At 43.1% G+C, this 11059-nt stretch carries 12 protein-coding genes and 2 pseudogenes; 10 read left to right on the top strand and 4 right to left on the bottom strand.

Features of this window, described 5'->3' with window-relative positions:
• The 7 genes and pseudogenes from LGZ99_RS22205 to LGZ99_RS22235 form a co-directional block, all read left to right on the top strand.
• Nucleotides 1-879: pseudogene (locus LGZ99_RS22205) on the top strand (hypothetical protein); the annotation flags it as partial.
• Complete coding sequence (locus tag LGZ99_RS22210) at nucleotides 876-1796, top strand: hypothetical protein (RefSeq protein WP_262979624.1); 921 nt, start codon at nucleotides 876-878, stop codon at nucleotides 1794-1796. The pseudogene LGZ99_RS22205 and the gene LGZ99_RS22210, both read left to right, overlap by 4 nt.
• Before the next feature lie 70 nt (nucleotides 1797-1866).
• Entirely contained in the window at nucleotides 1867-3462 is a 1596-nt protein-coding gene (locus tag LGZ99_RS22215; protein ID WP_262979625.1) for a hypothetical protein, read from the top strand.
• Nucleotides 3459-4382, top strand: coding sequence for a hypothetical protein (locus tag LGZ99_RS22220; RefSeq protein ID WP_036841750.1), 924 nt, complete (start codon nucleotides 3459-3461; stop codon nucleotides 4380-4382). Before LGZ99_RS22215 ends, LGZ99_RS22220 begins: the two co-directional genes overlap by 4 nt.
• A gap of 69 nt (nucleotides 4383-4451) precedes the next feature.
• A complete protein-coding gene (locus LGZ99_RS22225) occupies nucleotides 4452-6047 on the top strand; it encodes a hypothetical protein (RefSeq protein ID WP_262979626.1) in 1596 nt (531 codons plus the stop codon).
• Complete coding sequence (locus LGZ99_RS22230; protein WP_262979627.1) at nucleotides 6044-6967, top strand: hypothetical protein; 924 nt, start codon at nucleotides 6044-6046, stop codon at nucleotides 6965-6967. The genes LGZ99_RS22225 and LGZ99_RS22230 overlap by 4 nt, the downstream gene beginning before the upstream one ends.
• Nucleotides 6968-7037: 70 nt before the next feature.
• The gene (locus tag LGZ99_RS22235) at nucleotides 7038-7244 is read left to right on the top strand and encodes a hypothetical protein (protein WP_036841721.1); all 207 of its coding nucleotides are present in this window, start codon (nucleotides 7038-7040) and stop codon (nucleotides 7242-7244) included.
• 92 nt (nucleotides 7245-7336) lie between these two features.
• Here the strand turns inward: LGZ99_RS22235 and LGZ99_RS22240 are convergent, their stop codons facing one another.
• Together LGZ99_RS22240 and LGZ99_RS22245 are read right to left on the bottom strand one after the other, a co-directional pair.
• The gene (locus LGZ99_RS22240; RefSeq protein ID WP_021324084.1) at nucleotides 7337-7615 is read right to left on the bottom strand and encodes a type II toxin-antitoxin system RelE/ParE family toxin; all 279 of its coding nucleotides are present in this window, start codon (nucleotides 7613-7615) and stop codon (nucleotides 7337-7339) included.
• The gene (locus LGZ99_RS22245; protein ID WP_021324083.1) at nucleotides 7615-7899 is read right to left on the bottom strand and encodes a CopG family ribbon-helix-helix protein; all 285 of its coding nucleotides are present in this window, start codon (nucleotides 7897-7899) and stop codon (nucleotides 7615-7617) included. The genes LGZ99_RS22240 and LGZ99_RS22245 overlap by 1 nt, the downstream gene beginning before the upstream one ends.
• A 190-nt stretch (nucleotides 7900-8089) precedes the next feature.
• Between LGZ99_RS22245 and LGZ99_RS24945 the strand changes: the two genes are divergently transcribed.
• The 3 genes and pseudogenes from LGZ99_RS24945 to LGZ99_RS25050 form a co-directional block, all read left to right on the top strand.
• The gene (locus LGZ99_RS24945; RefSeq protein ID WP_390894051.1) at nucleotides 8090-8134 is read left to right on the top strand and encodes a hypothetical protein; all 45 of its coding nucleotides are present in this window, start codon (nucleotides 8090-8092) and stop codon (nucleotides 8132-8134) included.
• A gap of 154 nt (nucleotides 8135-8288) precedes the next feature.
• Complete coding sequence (locus LGZ99_RS22255; protein WP_036841724.1) at nucleotides 8289-8696, top strand: type II toxin-antitoxin system HicB family antitoxin; 408 nt, start codon at nucleotides 8289-8291, stop codon at nucleotides 8694-8696.
• 89 nt (nucleotides 8697-8785) lie between these two features.
• Nucleotides 8786-8917 (top strand): annotated as a pseudogene (locus tag LGZ99_RS25050) (phage tail fiber protein); the annotation flags it as partial.
• A 27-nt stretch (nucleotides 8918-8944) separates the two neighbouring features.
• Here LGZ99_RS25050 and LGZ99_RS25055 read toward each other — a convergent pair.
• Complete coding sequence (locus LGZ99_RS25055; RefSeq protein WP_036841727.1) at nucleotides 8945-9247, bottom strand: phage tail fiber protein; 303 nt, start codon at nucleotides 9245-9247, stop codon at nucleotides 8945-8947.
• A gap of 5 nt (nucleotides 9248-9252) precedes the next feature.
• Complete coding sequence (locus LGZ99_RS22260) at nucleotides 9253-10869, bottom strand: IS1634 family transposase (protein WP_036838153.1); 1617 nt, start codon at nucleotides 10867-10869, stop codon at nucleotides 9253-9255.
• Nucleotides 10870-11059 lie beyond the last annotated feature (190 nt).

Here is an 11059-nt window from a genome sequence, read left to right on the forward strand (position 1 = left end):
GACACGTTAACTGTCGAAGGGAGTTTTGCTTACACGTTAGGCCCCTATTCCCATACTTTCACACATGAACTGGAAAAAGAGTTTAAAACCAAACGCAGGAAACTGGGGTTAGTGAATAAAGGCCTTCAGGCGGTTGAGACGTTGCAAAAACTGTTTTCCAGTGAAGGCAGCCAGGAGATAAAACTGCTGGACATGGAAATCCAGACGCCGGAAATAAAATTAAGCGGCGGCAGTAAACTGGTCAACGTCTCGCATGGCAATGAGGCATATTTTGAACAGGCGGTTGCGGTGGAATTAGCACCGCTGATTGGGATTAAATTACGGTTGGATTTAATTCAGGCATTTGCCACGGAATTCGGTGTTGAGAAATTAATTGCCTTAATTCGTGAGCAGGGGTTAAAAGGAAAGGCGGCGGTAGACGACGGGCGGGACGGCGCTTATCTGGGGGCGCAATTGGATATGGTTTTGGAAGGGGCGTTGAATCTGTCGTTTAAATATGCCAGTAATGAAGAGCGGGAGATGGAATTCCAGTTGGGGGATGTGGTCAGGGGTACGCTGGCGATTAGGGCGGAAACCAATATTCAGGCGGGCTTTAAATATTATCTGGTGGAAGGGTATTTTAAAGCCGGTGCGGATATTGAAGCGGAAGGGTGTTTTGAATTGGATAAGCAGGATAATGGGTTATATCTGGTGTTTTTCCATGAGGGTATTGTTGCCAGTTATTATGTGGAGTATGGGGCAGGAGTCGCGCCATCTGAAAATATCGGCAACTCTACTGAGAAAAGAAGTCGGGTGGATAATAAAGAACAAAAAAAATGGGAGATATATCCGAAGTTGCCGAAAGAAAAGTCGACATACAAACTGAGGTTATCGCAATGAAAAAATTTTTTGTATTTTTTATGGCCTTATTTTCATTATCAGCTTATGGGGAAAATACGATGGATAGAGTTAAATATATTACTTACTTAGAAACAAACCGCGCGTATTGTGTTCTCAGAATCAATGGGGTTTATATTTTAAGTAATCTGGGGTCAAGGACCGGGACCATATCAACGGGTTACAATGTTGCGCCATTATTGCAAAATGGTAAAAATACTATTTATATCGAAATGGCTCCGTTTATTGATGTAGACGAGAAATATTTTTATCAAGAAAAAGGTACGGAGTGTAAGGTTAGGCTGGTAAGGGTAACTCCTTATGAATCTGATGACGTGACTAATATTATCGCCAGTGTGGCAGATAAAAATGGTACGTTAGAACCCACCAGTATGAAATCCGTTAATTTTAATATTGATACCGCTAACTATAGCAAAATTACGGAAAAAGATCTTAAAGATAGAGGATTTTATTATGCGCAACGAACAGTCACATTAAATGATCTGCCTGTCTGGGCCTGGACGACGGCTACCCCTTTGCCGGAGACAACAGCAAGTACTGAGCTGGTTAAAAAAGCCTATGAAGATATTTGGCAAATAATGAAAAATAAAGATTCGGTGGCTTTACAACATGCTGCAAAAATAATGTTGTATGAACATGCGCAGGCTAATGACAGTACGGAACAAAGTTATTTTGATTCTTTAGACTTTGGGAGAAATTTTGATGACGGTTATCAGGCTATACCGATAGACTGGAGGAAATATAAGTTAGTACGTTATCTGGGGGGCCGGTTATTCCGGTTTGAAATTGAAGATAGTAATAATTCTCCATTATTAATTAGAGATAAAAATGGTGAAAACGGTCGCACATTCAGCCCCTATTTTTCTTTAATCGATGGAAAAGTGGTTATTTCTAGATAACTATGGCCTTTTTAAAATCACTCAGTATTAACTGTTTCCGGCAGTTAATACTGAGAGGGGAGGAAAAAACATGCTCTCAGTTAACATGAAAAGTGCCGTTTGCGATTGTAAAATCCCGGATCCCTGTATTCACAAATTAACGTTAAAAGTCGGTAAACGGGTTTTTATTTATAACCAGATTGAACCGATAGGGGATATTTGGGTGGTTGATGACGCCGACGGTATTCCCGTGGCGATTTCCCTGGTGGGAAAACGGTGTATATCTGATAATCCGCAGTGCCCGAAAGCGATTTTTTATAGCCCGGATAATCCGGCGTTTCAGTTTCATGAATTGGCTAAAAATCCCATACAGGGTCCGGGTACCGAGGATAAAATCCATTTTTCCAACCACACCTTACCGGTTGATCCGATAGAAAATGATCCGCTGGGCTTTATTGAATCGTCACTGTTTCAGACAGGGTCTCTGAGTCATTTGCCCCATACTGATTATATTCTTGAGCTGACGCAATGTTACGGCCAGCCTTTTGTTACGCGTACATTCCCGTTGGCGGGTAATAAGGTGAAGGCGTTGTTATTGGGTCCGGTTGATGCGCTTTACACGACAATCCATGTGTTGCCGCAATATGAATGGACGCTGGAGGTGACGATAGGGGCAGAGCAGGAAGTCCGGGAAAGAAGTGTGGCGGAAAGAAAAGCGGAGGCGCTGGAGGAAAGGAAAAAAGCCAATCCGCATGCGAAAAGGCCGGGAGAAAACTGGCATAAACGCACCGCCGGCTATGAATTAACGGACACGTTAACTATTAAAGGGAGTTTTGCTTACACGTTAGGCCCCTATTCCCATACTTTCACACATGAACTGGAAAAAGAGTTTAAAACCAAACGCAGGAAACTGGGGTTAGTGGATAAAGGGCTTCAGGCGGTTGAGACATTACAAAAACTGTTTTCCAGTGAAGGCAGTCAGGAAATAAAACTGCTGGACATGGAAATCCAGACGCCGGAAATAAAATTAAGCGGCGGCAGTAAACTGGTCAACGCCTCGCATGGCAATGAGGCGTATTTTGAACAGGCGGTTGCGGTGGGATTAGCGCCGTTGATTGGGATTAAATTGCGGCTGGATTTAATTCAGGCATTTGCCACGGAATTCGGTGTTGAGAAATTAATCGCCTTAATTCGTGAGCAGGGGTTAAAAGGAAAGGCGGCGGTAGACGACGGGCGGGATGGCGCTTATCTGGGGGCTCAATTGGATATGGTTTTGGAAGGGGCGTTGAATCTGTCGTTTAAATATGCCAGTAATGAAGAGCGGGAGATGGAATTCCAGTTGGGGGATGTGGTCAGGGGTACGCTGGCGATTAAGGCGGAAACCAATATTCAGGCGGGCTTTAAATATTATCTGGTGGAAGGGTATTTTAAAGCCGGTGCGGATATTGAAGCGGAAGGGTGTTTTGAACTGGATAAGCAGGATAACGGGTTATATCTGGTATTTTTCCATGAGGGGATCGTTGCCAGTTATTATGTGGAGTATGGGGTGGGAAGTAAGCCACCTAAAGATAGAGGTAAGTATATAAGACAAGGAAGTAAGTTAGATACTAAGAAACAGGAAAAATGGGAAATATATCCGAAACTGCCAAAAGAAAAGTCAACATACAAACTGAGGCTATCGCAATGAAGAAAGTTGTTTTATTTTTAATGACCTTATTTTCATTATCAGCTTATGGGAGAAATACGATGGATAAAGTTAAATATATTGCTTACTTAGAAACAAATCAGGCATTTTGTGTACTTACAGTCAATGGGATCTATACCTTAAGTAATCTAGGGTCAATTAGTGGTACTATATCAACTGGCTACAATGTTGCTCCGATATTACAAAACGGTAAAAACGTTATCAGTCTTGATATGGGGCCATTAAGTGCCCGGGATGATAAGTATGTTTATAAAGAAAAAGATGCGGAATGTAAGGTCCGATTGGTGAGGGCGACTCCCTATGATTCTGATGAAATTACTAATATTATCACTAAGGTAGCAGATAGAGATGGAATACTGAAACCTAATAGCATGCAGTCTGTTAATTTTAATATTGATACTACACAATCCAGTAGAATTACGACGAAAGAATATCCGGATGAGTTTTATTATCATACAGAGCGGACAGTGACATTAAATGATCTGCCTGTCTGGGCCTGGACTATGGCGACCCCTTTGCCGGAAACTGCGACAAGTACTGAGCTGGTTAAAAAAACTTATGAAGATATCTGGCAAATAATGAAAAATAAAGATTTGGTCGCTTTACAATCGGCAGCCAAATTAATGTTGTATGAACATGCCCAGGCCAATGATAGTACAGAACAGAGTTATTTTGATTCTTACGGCTTTAAGGAAGATTTTGATAACGGTTATCAGGCAGTACCGATAGACTGGAGTAAATATAAACTGGTGCGTTATCTCGGTGGCCGGTTATTTCGGTTTGAAGTTGATAAAAGTAACAACTCCCCTTTGTTGATGGAGGATAAAAATAATAGCGAAGATGGATTTACATTTAGTCCCTATTTTTCTTTAATCAATGGAAAAGTGGTTATTTCACGGTAACTATGACCTTTTTAAAATCACTCAGTATTAACTGTTTCCGGCAGCTAATACTGAGAGGGGAGGAAAATTATGCTCTCAGTTAACATGAAAAGTGCCGTTTGTGATTGCAAAATCCCGGACCCCTGTATTCACAAATTAACCTTAAAAGTCGGTAAACGGGTTTTTATTTATAACCAGATTGAACCGATAGGGGATATTTGGGTGGTTGATGAATCTGACGGTATTCCCGTGGCGATTTCCCTGGTGGGAAAACGGTGTGTATCTGACAATCCACAATGCCCGAAAGCGATTTTTTATAGCCCGGATAATCCGGCGTTTCAGTTTCATGAATTGGCTAAAAATCCCATACAGGGTCCGGGCACCGAGGATAAAATCTATTTTTCCAACCACACCTTACCGGTTGATCCGATAGAAAATGATCCGCTGGGCTTTATTGAATCGTCACTGTTTCAGACAGGGTCTCTGAGTCATTTGCCCCATACTGATTATATTCTTGAGCTGACGCAATGTTACGGCCAGCCTTTTGTCACGCGTTCATTCCCGTTGGCGGGTAATAAGGTGAAGGCGTTGTTATTGGGTCCGGTTGATGCGCTTTACACGACAATCCATGTGTTGCCGCAATATGAATGGACGCTGGAGGTGACGATCGGGGCAGAGCAGGAAGTCCGGGAAAGAAGTGTGACGGAAAGAAAAGCGGAGGCGCTTGAGGAAAGGAAAAAAGCCAATCCGCATGCGAAAAGGCCGGGAGAAAACTGGCATAAACGCACGGCGGGTTATGAATTAACGGACACGTTAACTGTCGAAGGGAGTTTTGCTTACACGTTAGGCCCCTATTCCCATACTTTCACACATGAACTGGAAAAAGAGTTTAAAACCAAACGCAGGAAACTGGGGTTAGTGAATAAAGGGCTTCAGGCGGTTGAGACATTACAAAAACTGTTTTCCAGTGAAGGCAGTCAGGAAATAAAACTGCTGGACATGGAAATCCAGACGCCGGAAATAAAATTAAGCGGCGGCAGTAAACTGGTCAACGCCTCGCATGGCAATGAGGCGTATTTTGAACAGGCGGTTTCGGTGGGATTAGCGCCGTTGATGGGCGTCAAAATGCGGCTGGATTTAATTCAGGCATTTGCCACGGAATTCGGTGTTGAGAAATTAATTGCCTTAATTCGTGAGCAGGGGTTAAAAGGAAAGGCGGCGGTAGACGACGGGCGGGATGGCGCTTATCTGGGGGCGCAATTGGATATGGTTTTGGAAGGGGCGTTGAATCTGTCGTTTAAATATGCCAGTAATGAAGAGCGGGAGATGGAATTCCAGTTGGGGGATGTGGTCAGGGGTACGCTGGCGATTAGGGCGGAAACCAATATTCAGGCGGGTTTTAAATATTATCTGGTGGAAGGGTATTTTAAAGCCGGTGCGGATATTGAAGCGGAAGGGTGTTTTGAGCTGGATAAGCAGGATAATGGGTTATATCTGGTATTTTTCCATGAGGGTATTGTTGCCAGTTATTATGTAGAGTATGGGTTAGGAACTGCTCCATCTAAAAATGAAGAAGCTGTTTTTAATCATAAAAGCAAAACAGACACAAAGAAACAAAAAAAATGGGAGATATATCCGAAACTACCAAAAGAAAAGTCGACGTACAAACTGAGGTTAACGCAATGAAAAAAGTTTTTTTGTTTTTTATGGCCTTATTTTCATTATCAGTCTATGGGAAAAATATGATGGACAAAGTTAAATATATTACTTATTTAGAAACAAATAATGTACTTTGTAGACTTAAAGTCAATGGGATCTACACTTTAAGTAATTTTGGATCAATTAGAGGTACTATATCGACCGGGTATAATGTTGCAGTGATATTACAAAACGGTAAAAACGTTATCAGTCTTGATATGGGGCCATTAAGTGCCCGGGATGATAAGTATGTTTATAAAGAAAAAAATGCAGAATGTAAGGTTAGATTGGTAAGGGTAACTCCTTATGAGTCTGATGAAGTGACTAATATTATTACCAGCGTGGCAGATAAAAATGGCACATTAGAACCTGATAGTACGCAGTCCGTTAATTTTAATATTGATACTACACAATCCAGTAGAATTACGACGAAAGAATATCCGGATGAGTTTTATTATCATACAGAGCGGACAGTGACATTAAATGATCTGCCTGTCTGGGCCTGGACGACGGCTACTCCCTTGCCGGAAACGGCAACAAGTACTGAATTGGTTAAAAAAGCCTATGAAGATATCTGGCAAATAATGAAGAATAAAGATTTGGCCGCTTTACAATCGGCAGCTAAATTAATGTTATATGAGCATGCGCAGGCCAATGATAGTACAGAACAGAATTATTTTGATTCCTACGGCTTTAAGCAAGATTTTGATAACGGTTATCAGGCAGTACCGATAAACTGGAGTAAATATAAACTGGTGCGTTATATGGATGGACGCCTATTCCGGTTTGAAGTTGATAAAAGTAACAACTCCCCCTTATTGATGGAGGATAAAAATAATAGTGAAAATGGATTTACATTTAGCCCCTATTTTTCTTTAATCAATGGAAAAGTGGTTATTTCACGGTAACTATGACCTTTTTAAAATCACTCAGTATTAACTGTTTCCGGCAGCTAATAGTGAGAGGGGAGGAAAAAACATGCTCTCAGTTAACATGAAAAGTGCTGTTTGCGATTGCAAAATCCCGGACCCCTGTATTCACAAATTAACTTTAAAAGTCGGTAAACGGGTTTTTGTTTATAACCAGATTGAACCGATAGGGGATATTTGGGTGGTTGATGAAGCCGGTGGTATTTTCATACAGTTTTTCAGAATCATGAGCATCAGGAGAAATATTGATTTCTAGTTTCTACAGTTGTAATAGTAAGTTGGTTTATGGGTTTCCAAAGGGGACCCAAATGCAGGTATTAATCTGAGCCGGCTCTAGAGAGCCGGAATTTATGATTTGGGCCATTGCCTGGCGGTATGTAGGATACGGAGAATACGTATTGTTTCACCAGCAATGTCATAGATTAGGATGTAATTTTGGTGAATTACTAACTCGCGGGTGCTGTTAACTCTGCCTGGTCGACCAGAATCAGGGTGATCAGTCAGACAATTAGCTTTTTTTGAAAAGAGTTCATCAAGAGCCAATGCTGCTAAAGGGTTATTTATCTCAATATAGTCATAGATTTCTTCACGGTCTTGAATGGCCTCAGGTGTCCAGAATAATTGCATTATTTGGCCTCAAAACGGCGGAGTGTGGCTTCACGACGAGCCAAAAATTTAGCCTCAACCTGATCAGCTGACACTAGATTACCGGCATTGGCAGAAGCTTGACCTATTTCTATTTGTCTGCGGTACCAGGCATCATAAGCGCTCGCTTCTTGTTGCTGGCGTACAAAGTCGCGCATGAAGTCACGTAGTAGCTGTGCGCCTTTGCGATCGAGCGATTTCGCCGCTGCGGCGAAATCATTTTTTAGAGCATCATCAACCCGAAAGGTAAAAGTAGTTTCGCTCATGGCTATTGCTCCATCATAATGTGTTACAAAGTAAGTATAGTGTAGTACTTAGGTGAATAGAATACTACCAGCAGGATGGTAATTCCATTTGTTTGTGGGTGTTATGCCCACATCAAGACGAAACGGAGGCTTGATGAATAGTAAGGAGTTAATATAACGACTTGAAGCTGATGGATGGGAGATAACAAGGGTGAAAGGAAGCCATGTTACTCTGACAAAAGAAGGAGTAGCGTGACATCATCACTATACCCCACCCCAGAAAAGATTCTTCAAAAGGGATTATCCGGCAAGCTCAGGAAATTTCAGGACTCAAACTGTTGTAACTCAGGGAGCGGCGTTAGCCGCCCCCTTACAGCGCTACTCATCATATGTTAGCGAATGAGGTGCAAATGATTTATCCCATATTCGTTTTTAAAAATGACAGCGGTATTGATGGCTACTTTCCCGATGTGACTGGGTGTTTTTTCGCAAGGGATACCCTTGAAGAGGCTGTTCGAGATGCTGAGTCCGCCTTTGGTGCTCACATGGAGGTATTAACTGAGCGCGGTGAACATGTGCCAGCACCTGCGGACCCCACCTCTTATTTAGGTGATGAACGATTAATCCAGGATTCTGGCTATCTTGCATTTGTAGAAATCGACCCAAGTAAGTACGAAACCAAGGCGGTTAAATTCAATTTAGCAATGCCTGGTAATCTCATTACCGCGATTGATCGCTACATTGAGAAAAATGGGCGATATAAAAACCGCTCTGCGTTTCTCGCTGAGTTAGCAAGAAAAGAAATTGCTCACAAGTGATATTAGGCCACTGCGGTGGCCTTTCTTAATACAGGGTGGGATTCTACTTTGCACAAAAAAACTAATAGACGGATGTTGATAATCTTACAGACGCGCCAGTATTCGCCAGAAATGCAAGAGAGGGCTACGCTAACGGTGATTTGATTGATATTCCTCCCGGGAGATTCGTATCAGTCCGTGTGCAAATGCCTGGCGCTGACGCTGAGAAGTTATCGACTTAACTCCTCTGTTGCCCGTTGCCGCTGATTCTAAATTGAGTCAGTTGGCATCTGGACACGAACATCTAAACGACAATGCTCGGGAATATCACAAGGTTCTCCGTCTTCGTAAAATACTCGGTCCCCGTTGTCATCAATAGACTTGAGTCGCCAGTTCTGGAATCTTTCAGGTAAATGCGAGTGCTGACGATGGAAGGTTTCAATAATGATAGAGCCGTCACATTGAACTCGGTCATCGACGAAAATCAGCTCTAACCCGTTGTTATCCTTTGGTGCTGAGATACCACCATGTACGCCCCATCCCTTATCTACGTTGTAACCTTCATTCCGCACCTAATTCAGGAATAAACCGCTTTATATTGTACGCCTAATAAACTCAAAAGCTCATGGTGGTAAGATTGCATTCCTGTCACCATTTTATGTTCTTGAAATTCAAAGGTGCTGATCCCTTCAAAGGCCAGAAACACCCAACGCGCGGTGGGGGATTGTGTCGGTTTGTTCTTCATATCGGGGAAAAACGGCACACTTTGTTTCAATTCATGGCGAATTTTATGTTCCAGCGCCGCATAAACCATGAGACAACATGTCATCACCATTAACAGCGCTTCTATCCGCTCTGGTTTTTTCAGGAAAATGGCAGACGTCAGGAATTCCGGACTTTTCAGGAAGCGAAAACCCCGCTCCACCTTTTGTTGTGCCTTATAATTAGCCAGCAACGCCGCCATATCAAGCCATCCTTCATCCCGTTCATTGGTCGCTAAAATAAACCTCCCAACCCGCGATCTGGCCTGCTTCACATTGTCTAACCGGGTATAAACCTGACCGGCTAATTGATAATGCACCGATTTGGGGTGTTGATGCCTGCCGGGTTTCCCGCGCCCCGCATACGCGGTAATCACCTGAATTTCCGGCGAGGCGATGCCGATAAACTGGCATTGAGACTCAAAATCATGCAGTGCCTGTAAGGCATCTTCCCGGCAGGCAAAGGATTTTTTGCCCAGTTTATCGAACTGTTTAGACTCGTTTTCTGTTTCCCTGAGTGTGTTTTTCCGGAAAGTCTGGTTTTCACGTTTTTCTGCCGCCGTACTGTTCACCAGTAACCAACGCTGAGGAACGCCGCCATACGATGACGTCACCCAGCAGCCTGAATAGCCCTCACTGATGGGGCTGAATTGCTCCGCTGTCACGTTCAGGAGAGACTGTTTAGCTTCCTTGATCGTCAAGGGAACACGCGTAATAAATCGTTGTTTTTGCTGATGAAGCGAAGTGATCGCGGCTTCAGTATAAAGTGCGGCATCGGCCACAAAGTAGCGGCTGTTTTGTGCCGCTTTCAGACATTGAATATGGGTTTTGATCGTCTGGGCAAAGGCTTTGGCATCATTCGTATTCCCGCTCATGGCCTGCATGTAGACAGGGATACCTGCCTGATTTTCGCAAATCAGTTCAAGGACAACCTGGTTCAGTTCGGGCCGGTGATCCCGGCTATAACCCGGCACCAACGCAATGCGTTTTGTGTCATCTCCCAACGCGCTGTCATAGTCACCATCGACATGAAAACTCGTGATATCCAAATGAACGGAATCGGGATTCAGCCCCAATTTATCAACCACTTGCTCAGCAAGCACCTGATAAACTTCCGACACCCCCGCTTCATATAAGGCATCCAGTGTACGGCCGAGCACATCATCATTAAGGTGTTCAGCTTCAATGTCAGTGCCAATTAAACGCGCAATCGGCTTATGTTGAAAAAAGCCAGAAAACATGTGCAATGTCCGGCTGTGAAACCCCAGCCCGTTAAGGATCATCGCCAGAAAAGCGTCGCCGTGAGAGACGGTATGCGATGAATATTTTGGGATAATGGCATCAATCATGCGGGGTAAACCGGCTTCATGACAAAAAGCGGCGATAAGGCCAAGATGATCGAGACGTTTAATGGCAGGTACGGGTGTGGGCATATTCGCTTTCCGGTAAATAAAAGTAATAGATCAAAATTGGCGATTACCGTCAACCCCACTGATATCATCAATACAAAAAACTTGTGTAAGATCACACTATTTTTAAATCAGAAATACGGTGCGGAATGACGGTTGTAACCGGAAATATTTGATATACGATATATGCCTATCCCTTCTTTTGTAATTTCTG

The sequence above is a fragment of the Photorhabdus temperata genome (assembly GCF_025384845.1).
Taxonomy (GTDB): domain Bacteria; phylum Pseudomonadota; class Gammaproteobacteria; order Enterobacterales; family Enterobacteriaceae; genus Photorhabdus; species Photorhabdus temperata.

Bases quoted from the DNA above. Each gene is read 5' to 3' on its own strand.
- LGZ99_RS22240 (WP_021324084.1), bottom strand. From the start codon at position 7,615: ATGCAATTATTCTGGACACCTGAGGCCATTCAAGACCGTGAAGAAATC.
- LGZ99_RS22225 (WP_262979626.1), top strand. From the start codon at position 4,452: ATGCTCTCAGTTAACATGAAAAGTGCCGTTTGTGATTGCAAAATCCCG.
- LGZ99_RS22260 (WP_036838153.1), bottom strand. From the start codon at position 10,869: ATGCCCACACCCGTACCTGCCATTAAACGTCTCGATCATCTTGGCCTT.
- LGZ99_RS22210 (WP_262979624.1), top strand. From the start codon at position 876: ATGAAAAAATTTTTTGTATTTTTTATGGCCTTATTTTCATTATCAGCT.
- LGZ99_RS22220 (WP_036841750.1), top strand. From the start codon at position 3,459: ATGAAGAAAGTTGTTTTATTTTTAATGACCTTATTTTCATTATCAGCT.
- LGZ99_RS22255 (WP_036841724.1), top strand. From the start codon at position 8,289: ATGATTTATCCCATATTCGTTTTTAAAAATGACAGCGGTATTGATGGC.
- LGZ99_RS22215 (WP_262979625.1), top strand. From the start codon at position 1,867: ATGCTCTCAGTTAACATGAAAAGTGCCGTTTGCGATTGTAAAATCCCG.
- LGZ99_RS22245 (WP_021324083.1), bottom strand. From the start codon at position 7,899: ATGAGCGAAACTACTTTTACCTTTCGGGTTGATGATGCTCTAAAAAAT.
- LGZ99_RS22235 (WP_036841721.1), top strand. From the start codon at position 7,038: ATGCTCTCAGTTAACATGAAAAGTGCTGTTTGCGATTGCAAAATCCCG.
- LGZ99_RS22230 (WP_262979627.1), top strand. From the start codon at position 6,044: ATGAAAAAAGTTTTTTTGTTTTTTATGGCCTTATTTTCATTATCAGTC.